This is a genomic window from Bradyrhizobium erythrophlei (genome assembly GCF_900129425.1).
GTDB lineage: Bacteria > Pseudomonadota > Alphaproteobacteria > Rhizobiales > Xanthobacteraceae > Bradyrhizobium > Bradyrhizobium erythrophlei_C.
The window spans coordinates 3,859,137-3,885,952 of the sequence record NZ_LT670817.1; the positions used below are offsets into that span (position 1 = coordinate 3,859,137).

29 protein-coding genes, 1 tRNA gene and 1 pseudogene are annotated in these 26,816 nt (G+C 61.0%); 9 read left to right on the forward strand and 22 right to left on the reverse strand.

Annotated elements, in window-relative coordinates; all coding sequences use genetic code 11:
* Positions 1 to 306: 306 nt before the first annotated feature.
* Together B5527_RS47660 and B5527_RS45735 are read right to left on the reverse strand one after the other, a co-directional pair.
* Positions 307 to 591, reverse strand: coding sequence for an integrase core domain-containing protein (locus B5527_RS47660; RefSeq protein ID WP_197689313.1), 285 nt, complete (start codon positions 589 to 591; stop codon positions 307 to 309).
* 173 nt (positions 592 to 764) lie between these two features.
* Complete coding sequence (locus B5527_RS45735) at positions 765 to 1,181, reverse strand: helix-turn-helix domain-containing protein (RefSeq protein WP_210199316.1); 417 nt, start codon at positions 1,179 to 1,181, stop codon at positions 765 to 767.
* 379 nt (positions 1,182 to 1,560) lie between these two features.
* On the opposite strand from B5527_RS45735, the gene B5527_RS18340 reads away from it, so the two are divergent.
* Positions 1,561 to 1,788, forward strand: a complete 228-nt coding sequence (locus B5527_RS18340; protein WP_079602784.1) for a hypothetical protein — start codon at positions 1,561 to 1,563, stop codon at positions 1,786 to 1,788.
* A 36-nt stretch (positions 1,789 to 1,824) separates the two neighbouring features.
* Here the strand turns inward: B5527_RS18340 and B5527_RS18345 are convergent, their stop codons facing one another.
* The 3 genes from B5527_RS18345 to B5527_RS18355 form a co-directional block, all read right to left on the reverse strand.
* Positions 1,825 to 2,253, reverse strand: a complete 429-nt coding sequence (locus B5527_RS18345) for a transporter (protein ID WP_079602785.1) — start codon at positions 2,251 to 2,253, stop codon at positions 1,825 to 1,827.
* 115 nt (positions 2,254 to 2,368) lie between these two features.
* On the reverse strand, positions 2,369 to 3,601 hold the full coding sequence (locus B5527_RS18350; protein WP_079602786.1) for an HlyD family secretion protein: 1,233 nt from the start codon (positions 3,599 to 3,601) through the stop codon (positions 2,369 to 2,371).
* Positions 3,594 to 4,034 carry a hypothetical protein gene (locus B5527_RS18355; RefSeq protein ID WP_079607363.1) on the reverse strand — a complete coding sequence of 147 codons (441 nt, stop codon included), beginning with the start codon at positions 4,032 to 4,034 and terminating at the stop codon, positions 3,594 to 3,596. Before B5527_RS18355 ends, B5527_RS18350 begins: the two co-directional genes overlap by 8 nt.
* A 329-nt stretch (positions 4,035 to 4,363) precedes the next feature.
* Between B5527_RS18355 and B5527_RS46360 the strand changes: the two are divergent.
* Together B5527_RS46360 and B5527_RS44115 are read left to right on the forward strand one after the other, a co-directional pair.
* Positions 4,364 to 4,905: pseudogene (locus B5527_RS46360) on the forward strand (autotransporter outer membrane beta-barrel domain-containing protein); the annotation flags it as partial.
* A 1,510-nt stretch (positions 4,906 to 6,415) separates the two neighbouring features.
* Complete coding sequence (locus tag B5527_RS44115) at positions 6,416 to 6,811, forward strand: hypothetical protein (RefSeq protein ID WP_154072342.1); 396 nt, start codon at positions 6,416 to 6,418, stop codon at positions 6,809 to 6,811.
* Positions 6,812 to 6,874: 63 nt separating this feature from the next.
* Here B5527_RS44115 and B5527_RS18370 read toward each other — a convergent pair whose 3' ends face one another.
* Positions 6,875 to 7,702, reverse strand: a complete 828-nt coding sequence (locus tag B5527_RS18370; RefSeq protein ID WP_079602788.1) for a hypothetical protein — start codon at positions 7,700 to 7,702, stop codon at positions 6,875 to 6,877.
* Positions 7,703 to 7,858: 156 nt separating this feature from the next.
* Between B5527_RS18370 and B5527_RS44120 the strand changes: the two genes are divergently transcribed.
* Positions 7,859 to 8,038, forward strand: coding sequence for a hypothetical protein (locus tag B5527_RS44120; RefSeq protein ID WP_154072343.1), 180 nt, complete (start codon positions 7,859 to 7,861; stop codon positions 8,036 to 8,038).
* A 103-nt stretch (positions 8,039 to 8,141) separates the two neighbouring features.
* Here the strand turns inward: B5527_RS44120 and B5527_RS44125 are convergent, their stop codons facing one another.
* The 4 genes from B5527_RS44125 to B5527_RS45365 form a co-directional block, all read right to left on the reverse strand.
* Positions 8,142 to 8,579, reverse strand: a complete 438-nt coding sequence (locus B5527_RS44125) for a hypothetical protein (RefSeq protein WP_154072344.1) — start codon at positions 8,577 to 8,579, stop codon at positions 8,142 to 8,144.
* 198 nt (positions 8,580 to 8,777) lie between these two features.
* The gene (locus tag B5527_RS18380; RefSeq protein ID WP_079602789.1) at positions 8,778 to 9,182 is read right to left on the reverse strand and encodes a hypothetical protein; all 405 of its coding nucleotides are present in this window, start codon (positions 9,180 to 9,182) and stop codon (positions 8,778 to 8,780) included.
* 58 nt (positions 9,183 to 9,240) lie between these two features.
* A complete protein-coding gene (locus tag B5527_RS18385) occupies positions 9,241 to 9,495 on the reverse strand; it encodes a hypothetical protein (protein WP_079602790.1) in 255 nt (84 codons plus the stop codon).
* Between the two features lie 129 nt (positions 9,496 to 9,624).
* Positions 9,625 to 9,771, reverse strand: coding sequence for a hypothetical protein (locus tag B5527_RS45365; RefSeq protein ID WP_172842585.1), 147 nt, complete (start codon positions 9,769 to 9,771; stop codon positions 9,625 to 9,627).
* Between the two features lie 29 nt (positions 9,772 to 9,800).
* On the opposite strand from B5527_RS45365, the gene B5527_RS44130 reads away from it, so the two are divergent.
* Positions 9,801 to 9,968: a hypothetical protein gene (locus B5527_RS44130; protein ID WP_154072345.1), complete on the forward strand. Its 168-nt coding sequence runs from the start codon at positions 9,801 to 9,803 to the stop codon at positions 9,966 to 9,968.
* Between the two features lie 96 nt (positions 9,969 to 10,064).
* Here the strand turns inward: B5527_RS44130 and B5527_RS18395 are convergent, their stop codons facing one another.
* The 7 genes from B5527_RS18395 to B5527_RS18425 all read right to left on the reverse strand — a co-directional run bounded on the left by B5527_RS18395 (position 10,065) and on the right by B5527_RS18425 (position 12,645).
* Positions 10,065 to 10,457 (reverse strand): hypothetical protein, encoded by a 393-nt coding sequence (locus B5527_RS18395; protein WP_079602791.1) that lies wholly within the window; start codon positions 10,455 to 10,457, stop codon positions 10,065 to 10,067.
* A 97-nt stretch (positions 10,458 to 10,554) separates the two neighbouring features.
* Positions 10,555 to 11,025: a CC0125/CC1285 family lipoprotein gene (locus B5527_RS18400; protein ID WP_154072346.1), complete on the reverse strand. Its 471-nt coding sequence runs from the start codon at positions 11,023 to 11,025 to the stop codon at positions 10,555 to 10,557.
* A 102-nt stretch (positions 11,026 to 11,127) separates the two neighbouring features.
* A complete protein-coding gene (locus B5527_RS18405; RefSeq protein WP_079602793.1) occupies positions 11,128 to 11,430 on the reverse strand; it encodes a hypothetical protein in 303 nt (100 codons plus the stop codon).
* Positions 11,431 to 11,499: 69 nt separating this feature from the next.
* The gene (locus B5527_RS18410) at positions 11,500 to 11,868 is read right to left on the reverse strand and encodes a hypothetical protein (protein ID WP_079602794.1); all 369 of its coding nucleotides are present in this window, start codon (positions 11,866 to 11,868) and stop codon (positions 11,500 to 11,502) included.
* Between the two features lie 20 nt (positions 11,869 to 11,888).
* Positions 11,889 to 12,116 (reverse strand): hypothetical protein, encoded by a 228-nt coding sequence (locus tag B5527_RS18415; protein WP_079602795.1) that lies wholly within the window; start codon positions 12,114 to 12,116, stop codon positions 11,889 to 11,891.
* Between the two features lie 80 nt (positions 12,117 to 12,196).
* Positions 12,197 to 12,409: a hypothetical protein gene (locus B5527_RS18420; RefSeq protein ID WP_079602796.1), complete on the reverse strand. Its 213-nt coding sequence runs from the start codon at positions 12,407 to 12,409 to the stop codon at positions 12,197 to 12,199.
* Positions 12,409 to 12,645 carry a hypothetical protein gene (locus B5527_RS18425; protein WP_079602797.1) on the reverse strand — a complete coding sequence of 79 codons (237 nt, stop codon included), beginning with the start codon at positions 12,643 to 12,645 and terminating at the stop codon, positions 12,409 to 12,411. The genes B5527_RS18420 and B5527_RS18425 overlap by 1 nt, the downstream gene beginning before the upstream one ends.
* 532 nt (positions 12,646 to 13,177) lie before the next feature.
* Between B5527_RS18425 and B5527_RS18430 the strand changes: the two genes are divergently transcribed.
* Positions 13,178 to 13,414 carry a hypothetical protein gene (locus B5527_RS18430; protein WP_079602798.1) on the forward strand — a complete coding sequence of 79 codons (237 nt, stop codon included), beginning with the start codon at positions 13,178 to 13,180 and terminating at the stop codon, positions 13,412 to 13,414.
* 914 nt (positions 13,415 to 14,328) lie between these two features.
* Positions 14,329 to 14,925: a hypothetical protein gene (locus B5527_RS18440; RefSeq protein WP_079602800.1), complete on the forward strand. Its 597-nt coding sequence runs from the start codon at positions 14,329 to 14,331 to the stop codon at positions 14,923 to 14,925.
* 368 nt (positions 14,926 to 15,293) lie between these two features.
* Here B5527_RS18440 and B5527_RS18445 read toward each other — a convergent pair whose 3' ends face one another.
* The 5 genes from B5527_RS18445 to B5527_RS18475 all read right to left on the reverse strand — a co-directional run bounded on the left by B5527_RS18445 (position 15,294) and on the right by B5527_RS18475 (position 18,840).
* Positions 15,294 to 15,560 carry a hypothetical protein gene (locus B5527_RS18445; protein ID WP_245332644.1) on the reverse strand — a complete coding sequence of 89 codons (267 nt, stop codon included), beginning with the start codon at positions 15,558 to 15,560 and terminating at the stop codon, positions 15,294 to 15,296.
* Between the two features lie 281 nt (positions 15,561 to 15,841).
* Complete coding sequence (locus B5527_RS18450) at positions 15,842 to 16,390, reverse strand: sugar O-acetyltransferase (protein WP_079602802.1); 549 nt, start codon at positions 16,388 to 16,390, stop codon at positions 15,842 to 15,844.
* A gap of 717 nt (positions 16,391 to 17,107) precedes the next feature.
* Positions 17,108 to 17,461, reverse strand: coding sequence for a hypothetical protein (locus tag B5527_RS18465; protein ID WP_079602804.1), 354 nt, complete (start codon positions 17,459 to 17,461; stop codon positions 17,108 to 17,110).
* 615 nt (positions 17,462 to 18,076) lie between these two features.
* Entirely contained in the window at positions 18,077 to 18,586 is a 510-nt protein-coding gene (locus tag B5527_RS18470) for a hypothetical protein (RefSeq protein WP_154072347.1), read from the reverse strand.
* A 177-nt stretch (positions 18,587 to 18,763) separates the two neighbouring features.
* A tRNA-Arg gene (locus B5527_RS18475) sits at positions 18,764 to 18,840 on the reverse strand.
* A gap of 514 nt (positions 18,841 to 19,354) precedes the next feature.
* Between B5527_RS18475 and B5527_RS18480 the strand changes: the two genes are divergently transcribed.
* Both B5527_RS18480 and pbpC read left to right on the forward strand, forming a co-directional pair.
* Positions 19,355 to 24,559 carry an alpha-2-macroglobulin family protein gene (locus B5527_RS18480; protein ID WP_079602806.1) on the forward strand — a complete coding sequence of 1,735 codons (5,205 nt, stop codon included), beginning with the start codon at positions 19,355 to 19,357 and terminating at the stop codon, positions 24,557 to 24,559.
* Positions 24,556 to 26,793, forward strand: a complete 2,238-nt coding sequence (gene pbpC / locus B5527_RS18485; RefSeq protein ID WP_079602807.1) for a penicillin-binding protein 1C — start codon at positions 24,556 to 24,558, stop codon at positions 26,791 to 26,793. The genes B5527_RS18480 and pbpC overlap by 4 nt, the downstream gene beginning before the upstream one ends.
* The last annotated feature ends 23 nt before the right edge of the window (positions 26,794 to 26,816 follow it).

Here is a 26,816-nt window from a genome sequence, read left to right on the forward strand (position 1 = left end):
CTTACTCATCGCCTGGACTCCGGGCTGCTGCGAGGGACATGTCCGACCGGGTTATTTACTACTAGGAGTGCCAGCTCACCTCGGGGGTCCACGCCATCGAGCATATCGAGTCGCAGTCGCTGAGTGGCTACGGCGTCGTCAAGAGTTTTTTCCAGAAGGGCATCGACATCGGCGCCGCGCTCACCCAGGTGACAGCCGTGCCGCAGACCGTGCTGAAGCTGCTTGCCGGCTGGCACCGCTCCCTATGTCCTCAGTTATAACGCGTCTAATGTTCCGATCATCATCTGGTCCTGTGCCTGTCGTAAATTAAATCCGGACATATTGGTGATGCAGTCCGCCCAGGGTTGGGCGACAAAGAATGTGCCCGGCGCGATCGAGGGCACGCGAGACCGGTGCATCTTTCGCCAGGGATAGATGCGTGCGGGCCCCATTGTAATATTTCATGTACGACAGCAGTAGGTGACGGAGGTGGCGCTCGCTGAACACAACGACGTGGTCAGGGCATTCCCTGCGGATCGAGCCGATCAGCCTTTCGGCATATCCATTTTGCCAAGGGGAGCGCGGCGACGTCGGTCGATCGCGAATGCCCATTGATCGAAGCCTTCGGATGAAGACCTCACCATAGGCCCCGTCCCGGTCACGAATGAGATAGCGGGGAGCCTGTTCCCACCCGCATGCTTCCGTGATCTGATTGGCGATCCAATCTGCGGTTGGATGCGCTGTGACGCCAAACCATAAAATCTGCCGTCGAGCATGCCCCACAATCAATAACCGTAGAGCAGACGAAATGAGATTGTCGGTACGACGAACAGATCCATCGCGGCGATGCCGTCGGCATGATTGCGAAGGAACGTCCTCCAGCCTTGGGATGGCGGGTCTCTTCGCTTGGCCATGTACTTGGCCACGCTGGTCTGTCCGATATCGATGCCGAGCTTGAGGAGTTCTCCATGGATCCGCGGCGCTCCCCACAGCGGATTGGCAATGCTCATCTCGCGGATAAGCTTGCGTATCTCAGGCGCTAAAGTTGGTCGGCCCCCACGGCGCCGCGACTTCCACCGCCAGTACGATCTGAACCCGGCGCGGTGCCATTTAATCACGGTCTCCGGCTTCACGATCGCCAAGGCGCCCAGCACCTTCGGAGCCAAACGATACGCGCCGGCGAATATCAGACGGTCCAGCATCCCGAACGTCGGCCGTTTCGGCGATTGCCGCCGCAACACGTTAAGCTGATGACGCAGAATCGTGTTTTCAGCTTTCAAGCGAGGCCCGCGACCGGAATGCTCCGACCAACGCCAACCAAATTACGCTACAAACCTCTCGCATAAGGCAGGAGCATCGCCCGATTCGATATCAGTTGCCAGCAAGATTGAGTTTCCGACAGGGACAGATGGATCAATGTCCGCACGGCCTTCGAGCCGGATCCTTTCCGGCATCAGCGACAAGTCGCGCCACGATTGGAGGTTGGTGGCGAGTCCCGACGGTCAGGAAGTCACCTGCAAAGTGATATCTGCTCCGTGTTGATATAGATCAGCCGTCGGCCACTTATTGGGCGCAACGTGGATGGCCGATGGATCGGCCACACCGGCCGAACTCGACAGTGGAGAACACATTATGATCCATGTTCTGATCGTCGTTAGCTGGCTCGGCGGTGCTGTCCAGGGCGCCACGATATCGACACAGGAATTTTCGAGTGCAGAGCGTTGCGAAGCAGCCCGGCTGGCACTGATTGAGTATGCCAAGGCCCGCAGCATCGAAGAGACGCTTCGGCCTGTCTGCACGCAAAAGTGAGAGAGCGCGCAGCGGCTGAAGGCCCCCCACCGCTTTTCAATATCCCTCGCCCCATCGATACTGCCACGCGATGCCGGCTGCACTGAATTCGCTGCCGGTGCGAGTTGAGATGCCGGTGCTGGCGGAAGACTTCAGCGAGTTACGGCGGTCGATCGGTAGCGCGAGGGTGAAACCGGCCCGCGTGTTCCGTTGCTCGTTGTCGCCCTTTACGCCGTTCAGCGTGGTGTGGCCGCCCGTGAAATAGATCCCGTCGAGCGCCATCCAGACACCGGACTGGAACGTGTAGAGGATATGTGCCTGAACGGCGTAGATTGGCGCCTGAGCGAAAGTATTGCCGCCGAAGAAGTCGGTGTTGTCGCTGAAGATTGTCACGCTGGGGGCGACCTCGAATGTCCAGTGACCCCAGGCCTTGGAAATCCCCAGATGAGGCTTGAACGACCAGCGATTGTTGCCGAGGTTGAGCAGCTGCTGTTGTCGTACTGTCCAAGTGGCGCGGAAACCTGAAGGCTCATGCCAACGATGAGATCCTGCCGGTAGCTGGCGAAGTCCTTCACCGACAGCGCGGGGGCTCCAAGCGCCATCAGTGGCCGGTCAGCACCAACGTCTTGATCGGCAGCAGCAGCGCCTGGATTCGCAGCAGCAGCGCGTGCACCAGTCCGACGCCGTCGACGACATGCAAAGCGATCTTGCGGCCGGTGCCGGTCTCCTTCGCAGAGATTTCCTCGTGGTTGCTGGTGTAGGCGTTGACGATACAGCTGCTGCCGGCCGTCACCCCCTCAAGGCCGCCCCTGTAGAGCGGCTCCAGGTAGACGAGGATCGTCCCGGGTCTGGTGATGTTCTGCGCTTCGACCAGCTGCTCGCCGCCGCGAAACTGACCGGCGGCGATGTAATCCTGAACCGTGGTGACGACCATCGGGATGATCACCCAGGGCCTGGAGACGCAGGTCGCCTCCGCCACCATCCCTTCCTTCATGACTTGAGCCTCAATCTGGCCGAAACCCGCCTGCAGCACCCGCTGGCCGGCGCCTTCCGGAATCAGAATCCCGGCGGGCCGCATGAATGGATTGACCACGTCGCCCGTGCGCAGCGCGAACTGTTCGACCCGGCCGGTAACCCCGGCGCGGACGAAGGTCTTGTCCAGGTCCACCTGCGCCTGCGCCAACGCCGCTTCGGCGCTCGCCTTTTCCGCCGGCAGGAGCGTCGAGACGCGCAAGGACGCCGATTGCTTCACCGCGGCGGCCGCATCGACCCCGGCCTGGCGCTGGTTGACCATCACCTGCAGCTTCTCGATGTCGCGCTGCGGCACGATGCCGGGATTGCGGCGCTGCAGTTCGCTCTTGACGTCGAGCTCGTCCTTGGCCTGCTGGAGATTGGCCGTGGCTTCCTGAACCTGGGCTTCCGCCTTGACCACCTCCGATTCCGCCGACACCATCGCGGCATCGACCTCCGCGATCTTGCGCTTGGCCGTTTCGAGCGCCGCGTCCTGTTTCGAGCTATCCAGCCTGAAGATCACGTCGCCCTTGGAGACCGGCGCACTGAAGCCGATGTTGACTTCCGCCACACGTCCCGACCCTTCGGGAAGAATCGGAACCGTCCTGAAGAACAACGTGGCGCTGGTGGTCGAGGGATGAAAATAGAAGATCATCGTTATCAGCGAGATCGTCAGCATCAGACATCCGGTGATGCCCCATCTGAGCTCGTACCAGACCGAATAGAACGTGATCTCCTTGCCGAACCGCTTGTTCTGGACATAGCGGCGGTAGAGGTAATCGGGAAGGATCGTCACAAGGGAGCATATGATCAGCTCAAACATGGCCGCCTCTCGCCTGCTTTGCGATGCTCGCCCCCTTCTTTGCAGTGTCGGGCGGAACTGAGCCGGGAGCCAAGCTGGGTTCCTGCCCAGTTCCGCCACCGGTATCCGGCATGGTGTCTGCGATCTTCTCGACCGATCCTGCGATGCTGCGCAGCGGGGTTCCGAAATCGGGGATATCGATCATGGCAAGCAGCAGCCCCGCCACCCAGAACAGGTGGATGTGCGTGAAGAGTGCCAGCAGGCCCAGAATGGCCACGATCTCGAACTGCAGCTTCTCCGACTTGTGCGCCATGCGCTCCGGCAGGCTGTGCAACCGCAAATAAAGCGTGCCGACCCAGATCAGCGCGGCAACCAGAAAGATGCCCATCACGACCATCAGGACATCGGTCCCGCTTCCCGGGGCGAGGTAGAAGGGCAGATGATGCGGGCCCATCGGATGAATCTGCGCGTTCAATGTTCTCTCCCCGAAAGACCCAAGGCGTTCTGTGGTCGAGGACACCGTATCGGGGGTCTCGGGCGTTGATCTGGATCAACGGAAGGGGGCAGGACCGGATTCCAGTCGCACGTCCCGCGTCTTCGACCGAAGCCGCGCCTTCCGTACTAACGCATGGCTGGTCGCGGAGCCCGGCGGGGACGCTTCCGGACTCCGCGATCCTAGCTTCACTCTGCCGGAACGCGGTTCGCCGCCGCGTACATGTCCCGGTAGCCGCGCGCGATCAGCCGCACGCCCCGCCCGTTTGGTCGTTGATCTACGCGACGGTCAGCGACCGCACCGTGACGATCGCGGGCGTCGATCAATTGCGTGCAAGGTTCAACGCCAATGCATTCTCGGGCCGCGTCGAAGGCGGCTATCGTTTCGTCACGCCGTGGATGGGCCTCGCGCCTTATGCCGCCGGACAGTTCACGACGTTCGATCTGCCGGCCTATACCGAGCAGGCGCTGTCCGGCGCCAACACCTTCGCGCTCAACTACGCTTCGAAGAGCGTCACGGCGACACGCAGCGAGTTGGGTGTGCGCACCGATAAATCCTGGGCGATGCAGGACGCGATCTTCACCGTGCGCGGCCGCCTTGCCTGGGCCCACGATTTCAATACCGACCGCTATATCGCCGCCACCTTCCAGACGCTGCCGGGCGGAAGCTTCGTCGTCAACGGCGCCGCGCCTGCGCATGAATCCGCGCTCACAACTGCCTCCGCTGAACTGAAATGGCTGAACGGTTTCTCGCTTGCCGCCACTTTCGAGGCGAATTCTCCGACGTCACCCGCAGCTACGCCGGCAAGGGCGTCACGCGGTATTCGTGGTGATGAGGCAACTTCCGTTGTTGGGCACTTAAACGGACCTAACCAGCCGAGCTGCCCATGTCGGTTCATCAAGGTATAGCAGACATCACGCTTCCGCTGGCCGTTACCCGATGCCAGCCGATCTCGCGTCAAGGATGACGCTGGCTGATGCTGGCGAGTCGAGGCTGGACCGATATCCGGCGATCCGGCGGTGTTCTATCACTGTCACCATTGGATCGGTATTCTATGCCTCGCTGATCAGCGACGTTGACTGGGTGAACATAAGCGTTCCTTTGAACCTTTGCCGGGCCTGGCCCGACCAATCGGTTACTGGAGGATTGCAATTTCCAGTCCCAGTGCAGCGCCGCTTAGCATTCATTCAGCTTGGCGGCGTTGTGCGTTAGTGGCCTGTTTTGAATCTGCGAGTGGCCCAAAAATCGGCCCCAGAAGGTGAGCAATTTTGAACAGACGGCGCAGTGCGTTTGTGCTGTTATGGTCATTGCAGGGGGATTGCGCTGTCCGGCCCCAACCAACGCCACTGAGCATTATTCAGTTCAGTGGTCTCCGCATTAGTCCAATGAATACTTTCGATCAGCCCGGCCATCTTGCCGGGCTTTTCGCATTAGTGGCCTGTTTTGATTTGGCGAGAGTGGCCTAATTCGGCCAGTACCGCCACTTTATCAGTGGCCCCTTTCAAAAACCCGCGTGGTCCCTTTTGGGGTTCCAACGGGCATGGGGCCAGCGGGTACTGTCCGTATTTAACCCCAAGTTGTCCTAAGTTGGATTTGGGAGTGTCCTAATCCACCGGAGCGTGTACCCTGCGGTATCAACGGATGGGGGCTGTATGCTCGTAATTCAGACCGGCAGAGCTAAGAGGATGCGAAAGTATTCGATCCTGATGACGGTCGTGCTGGCATTGACCGGCTCGTTCGCAGGACTGCTAACTCTGCACTGGTATGCGTTGCCGCCAAAGAAGTAAGGCCGCCAAAGTTGGCGGTCTCTTTCATTTCAAGCCGCGCGTCATCGATTCCACGCCAGCTTTCGGCGTCCCCAATGATGATCCTTCCGGTCGAGATTGAACACGCGCTCGACGTCACGGTTCAGCGCCCTCATAACGCCGATGCGCGGCAGCATGTTGTATCCACTCTTAGGGATGCGTTGCTGGAATGTTCGATATTTTTACAGGGCGATCACGGGCGCGAGCCACGGAAAGCGCGACAGGTTCCGGCAAATCACAAACGAAAACCGTCTGTGTTCGTTTTTGAATAGCAGCTCGCGGCTTTTACAAGCGGCGTGACCTGCGGCGTGCGATAATTGATCATCGTCGGCTCAAGGTTGGATGGGGATCGCCGAATGTCAATGTACCTCGATATCTTTGCCGCGTTGCTCGCTTGGGGAGCGGCGGCTGCCTGGGTTCTAACCGGTCGTGGCAAGCTTCGGCCCGATTTGGATCATCTCGGACAGGCGGTGCAGACAAAGCCCGGCTCGAAATCTGAGAGCTGCGCACCGTGCGCGCGCTGATCGGCATTGATCCGTGACCAATGGCTGCAGCGATGTCGCTGCAGTAGGTCGGCAGACGGCGAACACCGGCGGCGCGCATCTCTCCGAGGGTGATCTTTTGGCGGGCGGGCCGCCCACATCAACACCCACATCAGCAAGCGCGGCGGCATCCGTTCGAGGTGCGCGTGAATTGCGGTTCGATGCGCTCGTCGGATCGCCGCTGCCAGCCCAGCTCACCGCGATGGGCTACATCGTCGAGAAGATCGGCGAGAGCCAGCGCATCCTGCCGCATGCGGTCGTGCAACGGTTCGAGGTCTCGTCGAGCGGCGCGCTCGTCGCGGCGACCGAGGGCAGCACGCGGCCGGTGTCGGTGACCGTCACGAATGCCGGGATCGCGACCGTCGAGCGGTTTGATCTGCGCATCCCGTGACGCGGGTCGCACAAGTGTCCTAATAGCAAGCTACTGCGCTGGTTGAGACAGGGCGGCGCGGCGCTATGCTTGGCTATCGTTTTTTTCATCTCCTATAACCAGCGGGCTAGTGGGTTTGAAGGAGTTTACTTGGGAATCGAAGATAAACGGAAATCGGGCGCTGCTTCGGTTTTCCATCACGTCCATCAATTGCAGTTCGATATTGAAGTAGAGAAGAAGGCGACCAGCGAGTATTTCCTTAATCCGCGCCTGCATCGTTGGCGTGGTGACTTGGTGCCCGCTGGATGTCTTTCCTACTTCGATGGTCCCATGCCACCCGGAAGATTGGCGGGAGAATATGCGCGGGGTATCGTCACCCTGCATGACGATCTCAACCTTAATATGGTTGACGACTGCAAACCCCGGCCCCGGATTTCTCAGTGCCCATGTGATAAGGGGCTTGTTGAGGGCAACATCGGATTCAACCAACTCAAGCTCACCAATCGTAATAACAGGGCGATTAGCGGCGAAGAGTGCCTTTTTGGCGGTTTCAGCCGAACTTTGAGCGGCGTCGGCGGCGATTTCAGATGCGACAATGGATCGCTTCATGTCGGCAGATTGGATTTTAGCGACCTCAACCATTCCAATGGTGGCTTTATAGAGCGTGTAGGTGAACAAGCCGATCATGCCAGTAGCAACGGCAGTTATCAGCGAACTCCAATGGTCAACCGCTTTGCCGAACGTCCAAGCCGAATAGAAGAGTATGTTGTAACTTTCGCAATCATAGGGAGCCTTGGCTTCGCTGCATATTTCGTGGTTACGAGGAAATCCAAGTGACTCCCACCATTCAATCCAAATTGCGACCACAGCGGCGAGCGCGAATACAAGAAGCCAGCGCCAATATTTCAGCATCCCTCAATCGCCGTTCCGAAAATGTCCGCGTTAAGCGGGCATCCTACCGGAATTGCAACTAGGCGATATAGGGCGGGAGGTGCTTTCCCCTGACAAAGCCCGACTTCCCGCGCGGAATACCCACTATTCACCTCGCTTGAGCTTCCGCCGTCCCCAATGCGCGGCCTTCCGGTCGGGATTGAACACTCGCTCGACTTGACGGTTCAGGGCCCGCATGACCGCGCGATGCGCGCCATCATGGCCGGGCCGCCCAGCGTCGCCACCAAGATCAAGGCCTCCATCGCGATCTGCCATTCCGGTGCCGTATGCTCCGTCTTCGGCAGCCGGGTGATGTAATTGCCGGCGTCCTCCAGCGTGACGAGTTGGCGACCGCGCGCCAGAGGGATCGGATCGTCGAAACGTCGGGACCAGCTTTTTCGCGGGTATCCCCCATGGGTCTTTACTTCAGCAGACCTGACGCCAAGTTGCCGTCGACCAACACTTGCTGGGCTTTCAGGTTGGCTTGACTGGAGAAGGAGCGTGGGTTGACCTTTGCTGCAGCGAAGATCGCCTCGACCATTTCGTCGACATCCTGCAGGCAAAGCTCGTAGGTTGGAACCTTCGGCAGACTGGCGCGGCGACGCGCTATGTTAGCGGATATTTCCGGGGGCAGCCCAGGCGGTAATGGCAATCCAGTATTCCCAGCTAAGTCTCGATGAGACGAAATAGTCGAAGCCATGCCATTCTTAAGTGCGTCGTCCGGATAACGTAAATACTCATAGGCATGGAGCGCGGCGATTGCCGGGTCAAACCGGCTAAAATCTGCGCCGCCGATCTCGGCTTTGAACGCGTCCCAAAGCCGCGGAAGCCGATGCGAGTGTTTGCGCAGCTCCTCCAAGGTGTGCGTTCTCGATAGCGCCCCTTTTATCAGGAATTCGACAGCGTGATGTAACAGGTTGCACGCGACCGGATTGCTTCTGCTGCATGATTCGTTGCTGCATCTTGTACTCACCTAACGGCCTGCCAGCGCTATCGGATCGTTGAAGTGCCGTTTCCAACCGCGACAGCCGTCACGGCGGCTGCCCGATTTTCTCGTTTAGAGCCACATAAATTTTGCGACCATGATCAGAATTGCGCCACTTAAGAGCAGACAGGAAATTACAATCGGTGCAACCGCCGCTATTACATACAAATTTGGACGGGTTCCTTTGTCGTTATGATCCAAGAAACTTCCCATCCATCCTTGATGGTGCGAGACGGTACCAAGGAAGCCCATTATCGCAGAGATAAATCCCAAGCCGAAGAGGCATATAAAAATGCCGATGCCCTTCAACGGCGGCACCGTTGAGTAATCCTTGAGCAACGACATGCACCCAGCAATTCCTGCGGCATTTGCTGCGAGCAAATATCCGACACCCTTAAACTGGATGTCGAGAGCATCCTTCGCGTACTCGCGCTCCGCCTCAATTTTCTTTTGGAGCAACTCTCGTTGTTCGGTCATTTCGCACCCTCAGCTTGTTTTCTTGTTACACGTTCTGTCGCCTACGACTTAGCCGCCATCAGGCGAACAGCTCGGCACCGGGCGGCGCGAATTTCACGTAGGTCCCGCTTTCGTGCAGCGACAGCCAGCCCAACGTGATCGCGCGGGCGAGTGCGGCACGGTACTGGTACGGCGTACCGCCAGCTTCGAGGAACGCGCCGTTGACCAGCTCGACATAGATGCGGCCGTCCTGAACCGCCTCGGTCGCGTTGGCGATCTCGACGAGCTTGCGGGCGGCGGCGTCGGGATCGGCGGCACGGGAATCGTTGCGCATCTGAAATCCCGATCCCGGCCTGGGTAACCCGAAAAAACCCCGCCGCGCCTCGACGGGGTCAAGTTCGGGAGAGCGGCACAAGATCGCCGACGTGCCGCGAGATGGATCATGCCACGATTCGGAGATACTTCACTCCAGAACCTCATACTCAAACGCCACGCCTTCCGGGTCGTTCTCCTCGAACCACTTTTCCGCAGCGTCGACATTCGCGAACACCTTGAGATGATCGGCATCGCCGACGTGTTTGCTTGTGTTGACATAGATGAACACGGTCATCGGTCCCTCGCTAGCTTGCGGTGCCCCCAATGATGCTCTTCGCGAGTTGGATCAAACACCCGTTCAATGTTCCGGTTCAACGCCCGCAAGACGCCGATCCGCGCATGCATCAGGAAGTCACGGCCCTCGGCGGCACCGATCAGGCGGCCGATGGCCGTCTGCCATTCTGTTCGGGCTTCGGCAGCTTCATGATGTAGCTGGCCGCGTCCTGTAGCGTGACGAGCTGGCGACCGCGCGGCAGCGGGATCGGGTCTTCGAATGGGCGCTTCCAGCCGCGATCAGCCATGTCTGAATTAGATGGCGTCGAGGCTGTTCATGAGCCAAACCTTGAACTCATCCATTTTCGGAGTCCACTTCTCAAGTTTTGACGCCGCGCGCGTTATCAAAAACGCAGCGTCGGCGCACTCGATCGCCATCTCATTTTGGCCGCCGTGCTTCAACCAGTAAAGTTCGCGATTGAGCGTTGCTATCCATTCCTTCTTTGACATTTTCTCTTCAACTCTGGGGGAATCTCGCAAATGCGCAAACATGTGCGGACCCTCGCGCTGAATCATTCCTTCGGCAGCGCCTGCAAGAGTGACCGCCACGTCGTAATCGCCCCGTTGCAGGGCATCTATCGCTGCGTCGGTCTGTCTTGTAGCGGCTTCGACGAGCGTAAGGTTTAATGTCCCGAGGGGGATGTCCATAGTTGGCGGTTCCAATCCAGCGGGTTCATTGCTTCGTCTTGCGCCCGATTCTCTGCAATTTGGCTTTCCAGTTTAACGCTCTCATGTGAGCCTTTAATCAGCTCGGTCGTTGAACGCGAGGCCCAGTAAACTGAATGATCTCCGCAGCAGAATAGACGCCTTGCGCGGCTGCACCAGGTGGCAATTTAAGGACGCGAATGTACACGTCTTGACCCGGTTTGATCACCGTGTCGACGCTCCCTGGCGTCGTGTTCGTAAAGGCTTGGTTCCCCACGAATGTGGTCGTGCTGCTTCCGGGCGTGACCAAAGTTGATGCGCGGCTTGCATCGGCCGCGCTAATAATCTGAAAGTGCGTGCCGCCCGCGGCCTGAGTCGTCTCAGCAGCTTTCAGCAGAACGTAATCCTGGACGGTCGATGCGCCTGTATAAGCGTTTCCCCGCGATTGGATGCGCCATGTGTCGGCCGTGATCTGCTGTGCCGCAACACCGCCTGTGAAGCCCATTTCTTGATATTTAGTAGCGCAGCCACCCAGCGTGACGGCCAGCGCCACGATTCCCAGAATATGCATATCGCTGATCCCCCGACCAGCCAGCATCCAAGCGCAACCGGAGGTCGAAGGCAAGACCGCACGAGCGGCGTCAGCTTGCGCTTGCAAGAGCGGCGGGGGGTCTCACGGTTTGAATTTATCGATTTCCGCCGCGACATCGTCGTCGGCAGCTTTTTCGGCGGCCACCGATTCTTGGGCAAGGCCACGCCGAAAATCGCGCTCCGCTGTTTCCATCAGCCCGGCTACCAAATCTTCCGGCACTCCGTCGATCGGAGCATCTTGATAGACTTCGGAGTCGACTGAATAAGTGAAGCCATTTGCCGGGATGCCCTCGATAAAAATGCGAACCTTCCAACCGTTTAACGTCGGAATCGCACGAACTTCGTAGACCTTGCCGCCGTGTTCGAAGGTCGTAGCCTTTTGCATCGCACTCTCCAACTGGCATGGCGGGCGCCGCGCAAACGCACAAAACTCTCAAATCAGCAAATCAGGCAGTCACAACCTCGAGACTTGAATTAATTTTTCCAGCTCATGGCGACCGTCCGAGTGAGCTTCCTGCTCAGTGGCGAACGATTCTAATGAAGACTGAATAGGTCTTCCGTTCTCTCTGAGGTCCCAGCGAAAGCGACCCGCGTGAATCGTGCAGGGCCGGGTTACAAGGTCATAAGGTTGCGGTGACTGAGCCATATCCGACGGGCGTTGCAGAGCAGTTATCCGCGCCCGAAATCCCTCGATCTCCTGAAGCGCGTTGTGGCGTTCCTGCCCCGATGGAAGCTTGCGGGCGGTCTCTAGCAGCTTCGCGGCCATCGCTTCCAGGTCTTGCATCTCTTTTCTCGTTCGATCGGCTGATTTGATCGGGATCATTTTCCCTGCGCCTTCAGCAATCAGATTTGGCGAGATCTCCCTCTGACAGGGAACAGCCTGTCGGTGGAGCGATCGAGCCGCTTCTCGGTGCCGTGCGCGCCGCTTAGATGCCCGACCAACTCGCCGGACAGCCGATAGAGGTTGATCCCTTTTAGCTCGTAGAGTTTTTGGCCGTCTAGGTCGAAGACTTCCCCGCCGTTCACCACGGCAACGTGGGTGCCATTGCTATTGAAAATATTACCGCTCACGACCGACCTCCTATGGAGAGGCCCCGCGGCAAAGGCTGCGCCTATTGGCCGGGGATAGCGAGACAAATCGCGCGCTCGGGCTATTTCGACTTCGCCTTCAGCCCGAGCTCGACCAGGCGGCGGATGGCTTCGGAGCGGTCCAGTTTCCCGCCCTGACTTGCGATCCATTCGTCGATGCACTGCATTTCGTACTCCGTCCACTGCGGGTTTGGGCTAGCAGCTAGTGCCTTTTGCGCCATGCCTTTTGCCACCGCGACGGACGCCGTGATCTTGGCGAGGGTGCTCTCTTTCATCAGATCTTCGCCTTCTTTGCCGGTTTGTCGCCGGGGTCCTTCGACAGGATATGCAGCATCGCGTCGATCATGCCCCGTATCGCCTCAGGGCGAGTCACCGGCGGGTTTTGCTTCGCGGCCCACGCATCGATAGCCTTGATCTGTCCGGCCTGGAGCCGGACGCCCACGAGGGTGCCAGTGACGGCTGATCGCTTCCTGATCGGGCGCGTTATGTTATCATAGCTTGATTTTGCCATTTGCTATCGTTTACGCCGGCGGGTTTTCCTTTTGCTTTTGTCGGGCGCGGCGAGCTGTTGACGCTGGCTTTCAAGGCGATGCTTTTGGGGCGCGGCCGATGCAAATCTGGCTGCCCACCGCTGCTCGAACCTTCTTTGAACGTCGAGCGGGATACTGCTCATAACCGAAACTCCGGGTTTGTCGCCCCGGTCTCAAACGCATTAACGCGCACGGTCCTACAAAGGTCCACCCCCTAGGATGGGGCATACAGCTCAATCCACCGCGATCATGACGTCGGACGCCCTTACCGCTACGTGACCTTGCCGGCCTGTCTTGATCAGGCCCGCTCCCGATGGAAGATTTCAGTCCATCCTGTCCACGCAACTGGCCGCGCTGATGACGAGCCGTCGGATCGGGGTCCACGCCCTGCGGTAACGGGGACTTAACCAAACCGTCGCACCTTCGGGTGACCTTCTGACGGTCACGTGGTGCTGAGAGAGGAGCCGTCGCTGATCTCAACCCAGCGGCGGCTTTTTCATAGGGCGAGACCCGATGAACTACCGAGCGTTCACAAACGACAGCCTGACCTTGATGTACGAGGCCATCCGCGGCGCGCTGGCGGCCGACGACGCACTGAAGCTGCAGGATTCGGAAACTAAATTCCGCGTTCGTGAGACCCCCGATTGGAGACATCACGCTGCTGACCTCGAGGCGGAAATGATCAAGCGCGGAATGATGTTCGAGGTCATCGACTGGTCGGAAGATCAGGGGATATTGCCCGGGTTTTAACCGTCCGCGAATAAGCACCGCTGGCTGGCCCTGCGGTGGCCGGGATCGCCCGGCACCCAAATCCGACCCACACCAGCGGCTCTCTCGGGCGCTTGGCGGGGTGATTCCGTCATAGGGTTATCGGGCCGTTGCGCGCTTCTGCCTTGGTGGCTCTGTTGGCTGAACTGCAGGAGCCTGCTGAGCGCTTGCGAAAGATTGTTGCAGGGCTTCAAGTTTACCGGTCAGCGCGGTGACGTCGTCGGACAACCGCTTAATCTCGGCCCGATCGGATGAGACCGTTTGCTGAAGGGCCCTCAGTTGACTGACGGCTTGCTGCAGGGACGCCTGCAGGTCATGGATCGCCTGAGCAGTCGGATCTGGTGGTGGTGGTGCGGTCGCTTTGTGCTGCTTCACAGGAATGGTTTCGTAAACGCCCAAAGGTACGATTAAGGCGACGGCTAGGAACGTCAGGACGAAGATACGCCCTCTCCGAGAGTGGCGATCAGGTCCTGGTGGACGCTCGAATCTCGATTGATCGCCCATGAAACAAAAATCCTGGTTTGCAGGGTTCTGACATTTGCGCGGCCCGGCTCAGCTTAAACGATTCCCCGGCCGCGCCAGGGCGCCATATCGCACTCGAAAAGCGAAAACCCCGCATCGGGGTGCGGGGCTTTCTTTGGGGAAGTGGGGGATAGGGACCGCGCGCTTCGTGGGTAGGTCCTCGAACCTCGAAAAGGTTCAAAATAGAAATGCGTGGGGGCCTCGGCCCCGTGGTTCTAGCCCGTGCGATAAGCGTCGAAGGCGTGGGCCAGGAAAACGCTGATACTGAGGCAGGCCAGCAGCGCTGTTACGATCTCGATCATTGGCGCACTCCCTGGGTCGCCACCATGCCAAGGACGGCGGCCTTGAGGAAATGGCGGTAAATCGCGCTGAGGATGGCGGTCATCATGATCGAACCCCGTTATTCATCCACCTTAAGGCTAGGCCCGCATCGGTTTCCGGACGACTTCGTGGGTATTGGAAAACGGTTTCATCGGGAGCGCAGGGCTCGCCGGGCGGGCTGTACCACCGGCGAGTGCGACGTCGAAGGCAAGGAAATCTTGCACGATGTTTTCACCGTGGATGGCACAAAGTGTGCGCGATTGCCCCGGCGAATTCTCAATTCCGAGGAAACGAAAGCCGCTATTGCTCGGGGGAGCCTCTATTGCGATCGGCGGACGACGTTCGGCAAGAAGGTCGTAAGGCTGATCGAGACCGCGGAAAAATACGAAGCCGAACGTGAGGCGGCGATCGAACAATCAGGCTTACCGGACGCAAAGGCGAGCCAATGGGAAGCGGCTTACGAGATCGAGAAGTTGGCCTATGAGGCTTGTGATATCGAGCCTCAGACAATGGCGGGCGCGCTCATTCAAGCCCGCGCGCTCACTGCCTACGCCGAGGCAGAGATCGAAGTCGGTCACTACCGCGGTCGCGCCGGACAACTCGTCGGGCTCGCCCTGGCGGAATCTCTCACGCGGCTGTCCGTGGTGTAGCGCGTAAACGAGACAGCCCGCCGGTTCATGCCGGGAAGTCGAAAGCCGCTACCGAGTTCAAACCCGGTGGCGGCTTTTTGCTGTCAAGGTCGCCAATTAATTAGAATGGTCCGCCACCATGCGGCCTGCACGGTCCCGCCTGTCCACCCCCATGGACGCGACCGCCGCGGCGGGGCCGTGCTCGCCGCCCTCCGGGTTACCCCAGTTCACAGAATCAAGTTGACCGAACCGCGCCGAGATTATGCCTTATCGGTGGGTGCATCCCCGGACGAGGAGAGGTGAGGGCGCCGATTCAGGGCCGCGTGGGGCGGGATCGGTTTGTCGAACGGCCGTTTCCAGCCGCGCCGGGTTGCCATCGTGGGCGATCTCTAATTTGCCGTGTTACCGGTTTTAGTCGGTGACTTTTTCGCCGCGGGAGTCTTTGCTGTGGCCTTGGGCGCGTCAGTGCTGCGCGCGTTGCCCCACGGGTCAGCAGGGGTTTTGGCGTCTGGAATCTTTTTCAGCGAATCCTTGTAGGCCCTGTCGGTGGCTTGTTCCTTTTCGATCTGCTCGGGTGTCTTTGCGCCCATCATTTCCTCAAGGGTCTTGGGCGTTTTGCTTTGGGCGTAGGCCGGCCCGGCCAGCATCGCGATCATAGCCGCGGCGCAGATAACTCTCATGCGAATACTCCCCTCGATGCTTCCTGAGTTTCCAATCGGGCCAGTAGTGTGTTGCCCCGGCGCGCCCGACGAGCATGTGCCATTGAAGCCCGGCCTAAGCCGGCAGGCAATCGCCATCCGGACGATGAGTGGTGAGCCCGCCGGTTCACGCCCGGCGGGCCTATGCTTTGTATAGGCTTTTGTCGATCAGGTGACGCGCCGCATGGATTACAGGGCTGATACGGCGGTAGCTTTTCGCCCCATGAGCGTGGGGGTCTCTACTTCCGTTCTCGTGCGGGGTTGCCAACAACGGTAATCCCTTGCGGCACGTCGCGGGTGACAACCGCGCCGGCCCCGATTACTGCATCATCCCCAACGGTCACTCCCGGAAGGATGATAGCGCCGCCGCCTATCCAAACGTTCTTTCCGATCGATACAGGACGGCCGAACTCGGCACCGGTCTTTCTGATCGCAGGATCGCGCGGGTGGTCGGCAGAGTATATCTGGACAGCAGGTCCGATCTGCGTTCCGGGGCCAATGGTAACCGCGACGACATCGAGGATCACGCAGTTGAAGTTGAGGAAAACGTCTGTCCCGATCTTGATGTTATAGCCAAAGTCACAATGGAATGGCGGCCGGATAACAGCGCCGTCTCCCACTTCAGACAACAGCTCGCGAAGGAGTTCCCGTCTTTCCGCTGCCGACGCAGCGAGCGAACCGTTATAATGGACCATCCATGCTTTTGCGATGGCTTGATCCGCCTGAATTTCCGGATCGCCTGCGTGGTACAACTCGCCCGCCAGCATCTTTTCTTTCTCTGTGCGCATGCGATCCTTCTCTCATCTGGTCGACTTCCAACGGGCTAATGGCGTTGGCCCTTCTGGTCGAACCCATCCGGCATCCGCGGCGGATGCCCGGCGTCATTCTGATTGCACCAGGGGCAGGGTGCGCCAGCACCCCCGCAGTTGCAGGCGTGCTCGCCTTCCCACGGCTTATGGGGATGGTTCTCACACACCCAACCGCAGCCCTCGCAGAGGGTGCACTTCACCGGGGTCGTGTGGATAAGATGCATCAACAAAACCCGTGGTGTGGCGGGCGGTCCCTGACATCAAATCCTAGTGGCATTGCCGGATGCCCGCAAAGTGCGCTGTAGTCGCACCCATGAGCACCAAATCGCGCGAGGTCATCTTTGGCTCCCAGATAGCTGGCGCCAAGATTCGCGCCCAGGGGGCTCGGGAACGCGCCAGGAAAGTCACCGACGATCGGGCAATGCCTCAATGGTGGCCTCGGTTGGCTCCAGGTCAAATGCCATCGGTGCAAAATGGAAGCCAGCATCCCGCTCGATTGCGTTCGGCGGCCGAAGGACACGCCAATCTGGAAACTTGAAGCCTCGCTGAAATGCCGGTCATGCCGGAAGGGGCGTTACGCTCCTCCGGTGCACATGATCAGGCTGACGGAGGAACGGGAGACGGTGCCTTACGTTTGGGTGCATCCGGACGAGGAGAAGTGAGGGGTGCCGTTCACGCTCGGAAGCCGTCACCATCTCAACCCGGTGGCGGCTTTTTCACGAAGATGCTTCTTAGCCGAGGCCCGCAGAGGTCTACACGCGCGGAATCACCGGTGTCGCCCGAGATATCTCCAAAAGAGATATGCCAGACGGTGTTCGGAAAGCTGCCGGTGCACACCAAATGGTTCGTATCGGATGCGTAGTTGGCGCAGCGTTTTTGACACTGCTTGGCCAGCGCAGCTTGACGATCAGGGCAGCTCAGGCCAGTTCTTTTGTCTTCGGCCCTGCCGGCATCGTCCTCGAAAAAGCAACCCCGCAACCGCGCACTTCCGGTCAACGCGTTCACGCATTGATTGGTCGCCTCGTCGACCTGTGCTTTGGTCGGATTCATCAATGGGCACTGCGGGGGAATCTGACGTGGGGCCACGTAAGTACGCGCTGTGTGTGGCGGGCGGGCGAGCACCGCGCTTTTTCGGTGCTCGTGCGTAGTCCCAAAGGACCCGGCGGACGGCCTTCGAGAACCCTCGGCGCAGGCGATGGGAATGCATCTGGTCCACAGCGGACCCGTGGTCACGCACCGATTGGCCTCTGGCGCGCAGCCCTCGGGGCAACAGGTTTGCGCAAACGCGGGCGATATCAGCGCATATGCCAAAACTAGGATTGCCAGCTTGAGATATCGCATTGCCGTCCTGCCATTCCGCTCGGGCGGGCGTTGTGCGTTTGAGGGTCGGTTCCCGCCAAACGGCCCCGTCTTAGGGAACCGCAAGGGCCACGACCGCGGGCGGCAGGGTGTTACATACACATCGGAGAGAGGACCGCCGCAAATGGTCAACGCGGAATTTCTAAAAAGCGTTCCTACCCATCAAGGATTACCCCTGCCGCGAGCGACTCTACCCGATCGCGCCGCTGTCCCTCACTTGTCCCCGTGCGCACATGATCCAAAGCTGACGGAAACGCGCGAGATCGCGCCTTACGTTTGGGTGCATCCTGACGATGAGAGGTGAGACTAAACAAAGCGAATTCGTGGCTGTTTTCTCTCGACGGCAAGCTTTAAAGCACGAACGTCTCTAACCTGAATTTTGCTGGTAACGGAACTTCGCGAAAACATACCTCGCGTGACCGACCGCCATTTCAAACGAACCTTTATGCCCTCATCAGCGTTCGCTTCCTGAAATGGATCGAAAGTGATGACGCCGATCGAGACATTATTTCCCGGCGATAGCACCGCTAGCGCCTCTTCATTGCTGTGGCCGCGCTGCGCAACGACCGCCCGGACGATGTCGACCAACTCATCTCCAGCGGAAAATCCAAGAAGAGGCGGCGTCGCCAGGATGGACTCAATGATGATCGTTTCGTTACACACATTTTGAATCCGAAACTCGACGCCGCTGTCTCCAGCTTCAAAGTTCGCCGCCGGTGATTTTCCGACCGCGCGATCGTAGAAGGACTTTGTTGCTGAAGAGCCTGCACGCAGGATTGACAGCGCCTTAGACGCAAAAAGCCAATCGATTGCCATCAGGAGAATCCTCATGCCCCGCCATTTGGGGAGAACAAATCACGAAGCGCCGTGTTGCGGCCGTGTTGCGCGGACTGCTCGTGACTAAACGGGAATGCCTGAAATCAAAGGGTTTTCTTCAATACTAAGCGCAACACGAAAAAGGCAATCATTTTTCATCTATCCTATTGAAATCGCTGGCGATCCCAGCAGGATTCGAACCTGCAACCCACGGAGTAGAAATCCGTTACTCTATCCAGTTGAGCTATGGGACCGTCGCGGCGCTTATACCATTGCCAATATGAAAAATCCGCTGTCCCGCCAAGTCCGTTCCGAACCCTTTTTCGCGATCCCGCGACAAAGCTGCAGCGCGGACCATTGCTTTCGGTCCGCCACCCCCGCAAGGCTGCGTCGGAAAGTCCGCTTTCGGCGCGGGAAAACCTTACCAGGCGATCGATACCATGAAACCCATTGGTTCAAATTCCCCGGACCTCATCCTGAGGAGCCCGGCGAAGCGCAGCGAAGCCGGGCGTCTCGAAGGATGGCGGCTTGCACGGCCATCGCCCTCGGCCATCCTTCGAGACGCATCGCCTGCGCGATGCTCCTCAGGATGAGGTCCGGGGAGGATGCCGCTATAATTCGAAATTGGGAAACGTAGCCCCAGGACAAATGACTCCGACAAATGTCGCATGCGGCTTTTTCGCTACTCCGTTCTGGCGCCATGAGTCCGTCACCTTTTAACGCACTTCTATTCGATACGCGGCGCTCGTCCGCGGCAGGGAGTTCCACATGATCGGTCTGGTTCGCGCTGCAACGCTTTGCGCAACCCTGGCGCTTGGCCTGGTCACAGCGCAGGCGGCCGACAAGGCCTTCAAACGCGACGATCTGGCGGATTCGGCGATCAAGCTGGAGGCCCAGATCAAGAGCGAGGCCGGACCGGTCGCCAAGTCGGGGGCGTCCCTGCGAACCGACGCCGACGCCGCCTTCAAACGCAGCGATTTCCGCAGCGGCCTACAAATCCTCGGGCAAATCGCAGCCAGCACGCCTGACGACAGCGCCAACTGGCTCCGGCTCGCCCGCACCATCTTCCAGATCCGGCCCGCCAACAGCAGCGAGCAGACCTTCCTTTTGGAACGCGCCTCGACCGCGGCCTACATCGCCTATCAGCGCGCCGGCAATCCGGGCGACGAGGCCGACGCGCTCGCCGTGCTCGGCCGCGCGATGTCGGAGCGCACGCTGTGGCGCCCGGCACTGGATGCGCTGCGGCTCTCGCTCGACATGCGCGAGGTCGCCGACGTCCGCGGCCAATACGAAAAAATGCGCGACGAGCACGGCTTCCGGCTCCTGGACTATACCGTCGATTCCGATTCGGCCTCGCCGCGGGCCTGTTTCCAGTTCTCCGAGGACCTCGCCAAGCGCACCGATTTTACCCCGTTCCTGGCGCTGGCGGGCAGCGACAAGCCCGCGGTGTCGTCGGAAGGCAAGCAGCTTTGTGTCGACGGCCTGACGCATGGCGAGCGCTACAACATCAATCTGCGCGCCGGGCTGCCGTCGACCGTCAAGGAGACGCTGCCGAAATCGGCCGAATTCAACATCTATGTGCGCGATCGCAAGCCGTTCGTGCGCTTCACCGGACGCGCCTATGTGCTGCCGCGCACCGGCCAGCGCGGCATTCCGCTGGTCAGCGTCAATACCCCCTCGGTCGCGGTCGACGTGTTCCGGATCGGCGACCGCAACCTGATCAACACCGTGATCGACAGCGATTTCCAGCGCAGCCTGAACAACTATGAACTCTCCAGCCTTGGCGACCAGCGCGGCGTCAAGGTCTGGTCGGGCGAACTCGCCACCGCGACCACGCTCAACCAGGATGTCACCACCGCGTTTCCGGTCGATCAGGCGCTGGGCGATCTGCAGCCGGGCGTCTACGTCATGACCGCCGCGGCCAAGGGCCCCGGCAGCGACGGCGACGGTTCGCTGGCGACGCAGTGGTTCATCGTTTCCGATCTCGGCATCACCGCGTTCTCCGGCAATGACGGCATTCATGTCTTCGTCAATTCGCTGGCCTCGACCGACGCCGTCGGCAAGGCCGAGGTCCGGCTGGTCGCGCGCAACAACGAGATCCTGGCGACCCGCAAGACCGACGAGTCCGGCCATGTGCTGTTCGAGGCGGGGCTGGCGCGCGGCGAGGGCGGCCTGTCGCCGGCGCTGCTGACCGTGACCAGCGATAAGGCCGACTACGCTTTCCTCAGCCTGAAATCGAGCGCGTTCGATCTGTCCGATCGCGGCGTTTCCGGCCGCGCGGTGCCCGCGGGCGCCGATGCCTTCGTCTATGCCGAACGTGGCGTCTACCGTTCCAACGAGACGGTGTACCTCACCGCACTGCTGCGCGACGGGCAGGGCAATGCCGTCACCGGTGGGCCGCTGACGCTGGTAATCGAGCGGCCCGACGGCGTCGAATTCCGCCGCCCGGTGCTGGCGGATCAAGGCGCGGGCGGGCGCAGCATGGCGGTTCCGCTCAATTCGGCCGTTCCGACCGGGACCTGGCGAGTGCGGGCATTCACCGACCCCAAGGGCGCAGCGGTCGGCGAAACCACCTTCATGGTCGAGGATTACGTCCCCGAGCGGATCGAATTCGATTTATCCAGCAAGGACAAGCACATCAAGGCTGATGTTCCGGTAGAACTGAAGGTCGAGGGCCATTTCCTTTATGGCGCGCCTGCCTCGGGCCTGCAGCTGGAAGGCGACATGCTGGTCGCGCCGGCTTCGGAGCGGGCGGGTTTTGCGGGTTACCAGTTCGGCGTCGCCGACGAAGAGACCACCAGCAACGAGCGTACGCCGATCGAAAACCTGCCCGAGGCTGATGCCAATGGCGTCGCGACCTTCCCGGTCAGCCTCGCCAAGCCGCCGACGTCGACACGCCCGCAGGAAGCCCAGATCTTCATCCGCATGGCGGAAGCCGGCGGCCGCGCGGTCGAGCGCAAACTGGTGCTGCCGGTAGCACCCGCGTCGGCCATGATCGGCGTGAAACCGCTGTTCGGCGACACCAGCGTCGCCGAAGGCGACAAGGCCGGGTTCGACGTCGTGTTCGTCGCGCCTGACGGCAAGCCATTGGCACGCGATGGCCTGCGCTACGAGTTGTTGAAGATCGAGTCCCGCTATCAATGGTATCGCCAGAATTCGTCCTGGGATTTCGAGCCGGTCAAATCCACCACGCGGGTGGCCGACGGGGATCTCACCGTCGCGGCCGACAAGCCATCGCGGATCACGCTGTCGCCGCCGCCCGGCCGCTATCGGCTCGACGTCAAATCGACCGAAGCCGACGGGCCGCTGACGTCGGTGCAGTTCGATGTCGGCTGGTATTCCGACGGCAGCGCCGATACCCCCGACCTTTTGGAAACCTCGATCGACAAGCCGGAATACCAGTCCGGCGACACCATGGTGGTGTCGGTCAACGCGCGCTCGGCCGGCAAGCTGACCATCAACGTGCTGGGCGACCGGCTGCTGACGACGCAAACCACCGACATCAAGCAGGGCACCGCGCAGGTCAAAATTCCCGTCGGCAAGGATTGGGGCACCGGCGCCTATGTGGTGGCGACGCTGCGCCGTCCGCTCGATATCGCCGCAGTTCGGATGCCGGGCCGCGCCATCGGCCTGAAATGGTTCGGCATCGACAAGAAGACCCGCACGCTGCAGGTCAACCTGTCGCCGCCGGCCCTGGTGCGTCCGGGCACCACGCTGAAGCTGCCGGTCAAGCTCGGCGGCCTCAATCCCGGCGAAGACGCCAAAATCGTCGTTGCCGCCGTCGATGTCGGCATTCTCAATCTGACCAATTACAAGCCGCCGGCGCCGGACGACTATTATCTCGGCCAGCGCCGCATGACCTCGGAAATCCGCGACCTCTATGGGCAACTGATCGACGGCATGCAGGGCACGCGCGGCCAGCTCAAGACCGGCGGCGATTCCGGCGGCGCCGAATTGCAGGGCAGCCCACCGACGCAGAAGCCGCTGGCGCTTTATTCCGGAATTGTCACGGTCGCAGCTGACGGCACGGCTGAAATCAATTTCGACATTCCGGAGTTTGCCGGCACCGCGCGCGTCATGGCGGTGGCCTGGACCGCAACCAAACTCGGCCGCGCCACAACAGATGTCACGGTGCGCGATCCCGTCGTGCTGACGGCGACGCTGCCGCGCTTCCTGCTCACTGGCGATCACGGCACCATGAGTTTCGATCTCGACAACGTCGAGGGCGCACCGGGAGACTACACCATCAACGTCACGGCCTCCGGCCCTGTGAAAGTCTCAGGCAATCCCGCCACCACGGTCAATCTCGCCGCCAGGCAGCGCACCTCGCTGGCGCTGGCGCTCGATGCCGGCGGCGCGGGCACCGCGAATCTCGACGTCGATATCAAGGGACCGAACGGGCTGACCTTGGCGCGGCACTATGCGCTCGACGTCAAGGCGGCGACCCAGATCCTCGCGCGCCGCTCGATCCGCACGCTGGCCAAGGGCGAGAGCCTGACGCTGACATCCGATATGTTTTCGGATCTGGTGCAGGGCACCGGCGGCGTCTCGCTGTCCGTTAGCCTGTCCACGGCGCTCGATGCCGCGACCATCCTGAAGGCGCTTGATCGTTACCCCAATGGCTGTTCCGAGCAGATCACCAGCCGCGCCTTGCCGCTGCTCTACGTCAACGATCTCGCTGTCGGCGCCCATCTCGCGATGGATACCGAGGTCGACCAGCGCATCAGGGACGCCATCGACCGGCTGCTGGCGCGGCAGGGCTCGAACGGATCGTTCGGGCTGTGGTCGGCCGGCGGCGATGACGCCTGGCTCGACGCCTACGTCACGGACTTTCTGACCCGCGCCCGCGAAAAGGGATTTGCGGTGCCCGACGTGCTGTTCAGAAGCGCGCTCGATCGGGTCCGCAATTCCGTCGTGAACGCCACCGAGCCCGAAAAAGACGGCGGGCGGGATCTCGCTTATGGCCTGTACGTGCTCGCCCGCAACGGCACCGCGCCGATCGGCGATCTGCGCTATCTCGCCGACACCAAGCTGAACAATCTGGCGACCCCGATCGCCAAATCGCAACTGGCGGCGGCGCTGGCGCTGGTCGGCGACCGGACGCGGGCGGAGCGGGTCTACTCGGCTGCGCTCGAAAGCCTCGCGCCGAAGCCGGTGCTGGAGTTCGGCCGGGTCGATTACGGCAGCGCCCTGCGCGACGCGGCGGCGCTGGTCTCGCTTGCCAGCGAAGGCAATGCGCCGCGGGCAACGCTGACGCAAGCCGTCGCGCGCGTCGAAACGGCGCGCGGGCTGACGCCCTACACCTCGACCCAGGAAAACGCCTGGCTGGTGCTGGCGTCGCGCGCGCTGGCAAAGGAAACCATGAGCCTCGATCTCGACGGCGCGGCGGTCAAGACCGCGCTCTATCGCAGCTACAAGGCCGCCGAGATGGCGGGCAAGCCGATCAAGATCACCAACACCGGGGAAGCCGCGGTGCAGGCGGTGGTCTCGGTGAGCGGTTCGCCGATCACGCCGGAGCCCGCGGCCTCGAACGGCTTCAAGATCGAGCGCAATTATTTCACGCTCGACGGCAAGCCGGCCGATGTGTCGAAGGCCAAACAAAACGATCGCTTCGCGGTGGTGCTGAAGATCACCGAGGCCAAGCCGGAATTCGGTCACATCATGGTATCGGACTATCTCCCGGCCGGGCTTGAGATCGACAATCCGCATCTGGTCTCGTCAGGCGACACCGGCACGCTGGACTGGATCGAGGATGGCGAGGAGCCGGAAAACACCGAATTCCGCGACGACCGCTTTACGGCGGCGATCGATCGCGCCGCCGACGCCAAAGCGGTGTTCACGGTTGCCTATGTGGTGCGCGCGGTGTCGCCCGGCAAATACGTGCTGCCGCAGGCCTATGTCGAGGACATGTACAACCCCTCGCGCTACGGCCGCACCGGCACCGGCTCAGTCGAGGTGCGCCCGGCGAAATGAACGAGACGGACCACAACAACGCTCCTGCGTCATGGCCGGGCAAAAGGCGCGAAGCGCCGTCTTCGCGCCAGATGACCCGGCCATCCACGGCTTTGGTCACGAAAAAAGAAGACGTGGATGCCCGGGACAAGCCCGGGCATGACGAGCGGAGGAAACGGCGCTTCACTCGTATCGCCGTTGTGACGTTCGCAACCATAGCCCTTGTCACGCTTGTCATCGCAACATGGGTGGTCTCGCTCGGGCCGTTGCCATTGGCGCAGGCGAGGCAAATCTCCACCACCATCGTCGACCGCAACGGCAAGCTGTTGCGGGCCTATGCGATGGCCGACGGCCGCTGGCGGCTGCCGGTCGATGCCAAAACCGGAGTCGATCCCGGCTACCTCAAGGTGCTGCTCGGCTATGAAGACAAGCGCTTCCGCTCCCACGCCGGGGTCGATCCCCTGGCGCTGGGGCGCGCCGCGCTTCAACTCATCACCCGCGGCCATATCGTCTCCGGCGGCTCGACCATCACGATGCAACTCGCCCGCTTGCTGGAGCCGCGCCGCGAACGCTCGGTCTATGCCAAGCTGCGCCAGATGGTCCGCGCCGTCGAGATCGAGCGGCAAATGACAAAAGACCAGATTCTCGATCTGTATCTGGCGTTGGCGCCGTATGGCGGCAATCTCGAGGGAATTCGTGCCGCCTCGATCGCCTATTTCGGCAAGGAGCCGAAACGATTGTCGCTGGCGGAATCGGCGCTCCTGGTGGCGTTGCCGCAGTCGCCGGAAAACCGTCGGCTCGATCGACACCCTGACATCGCGCGCATCGCGCGGGATCGCGTGCTCGACCGCATGGTCGAAGATGGTCGCGTCTCGGAGGAAGATGCACTGCAGGCGAAAGCGGTACCGGTGCCGCGGCTGCGCAAGCCGATGCCGATCCTCGCGCCGCATTCCGCCGACGCGGCGCTCGCCACCGTAAAAGACGCGCCGGTCATCACGCTGACGCTGGATTCCAGCCTTCAGAAGGTGCTCGAAGCGCTGGCGCGCGACCGCGCGGTCGCCTTGGGTCCGAATATTTCGATCGGCATCGTTGCGGTCGACAATGCCAGCGGTGATGTGCTGGCGCGGGTCGGTTCGCCCGATTATTTTGACGATCGGCGCGCCGGGCAGGTGGATATGACCCGCGCGGTGCGCTCGCCGGGGTCGACGCTGAAACCGTTCATCTATGGTCTGGCGTTCGAAGACGGTTTCGTTCATCCGGAAAGCCTGATCGACGATCGGCCGATCCGGTTCGGCTCTTACGCGCCGGAAAATTTCGACATGACCTTTCAGGGGACGGTGCCGGTGCGCAAGGCGCTGCAGCAATCCCTGAACGTGCCGGCGATCGCTTTGCTCGATCGGGTCGGCGCCAGCCGGCTGTCGTCACGGCTGAGGCAGGCCGGGGCCAATCTGGTGCTGCCGAAAGACGAGGCGCCGGGGCTTGCGATGGGCCTCGGCGGTGTTGGCGTCACCTTGCAGGATCTGGCGCAGCTTTATTCCGGGCTGGCGCGGCTCGGCACGACGCGGCCGCTGCGCGAGATCGTCGACGCAAAGGCAAAGGACGACTCGCGCGATCCCCTCCGGTTGATGGATCAGGTCGCGGCCTGGCAGGTCGGCAATGTGCTGATGGGTACCCCGCCGCCTGAAAATGCCCCGCACAACCGGATCGCCTTCAAAACCGGCACCAGCTACGGCTACCGCGATGCCTGGTCGGTCGGTTTCGACGGCCGCCTCACCATCGGGGTCTGGGTCGGGCGTCCCGACGGAGCCCCGGTGCCGGGCCTGGTCGGCCGCACTGCTGCGGCGCCGATCCTGTTCGACGCCTTCGCCCGCACCGGAAAACTTCCCGTAGCGCTGCCCAAACCGCCAAAAGGTACCCTGATGACCAGCAATGCCAAACTTCCGCTGCCGCTGCGGCGGTTTCGGCCCCTAGGGGAACTGGTCCGGACCGGCGGGGAGCAGTCGCCCCACATCCAGTTCCCGTTAAACGGCTCGCGGATCGATGTGGGCGGTGCTGGGGAACCGCAGGCGCAGGCCATGCCGGTCAAGGTCGCCGGCGGGGTGCTGCCGATGACCATGCTGGTAAACGGCGTGTCGGTCGGCGAAATCGACGGCCGCCGCCAAAGGCTGGTCGATCCGCCCGGCCCGGGCTTTGCCAGATTGACCGTAATCGACGCCACGGGTGCCGCGGACACAGTTGTCATCAGAATTCAATAGAAGCGCGCTAACCGGTTGTCGGA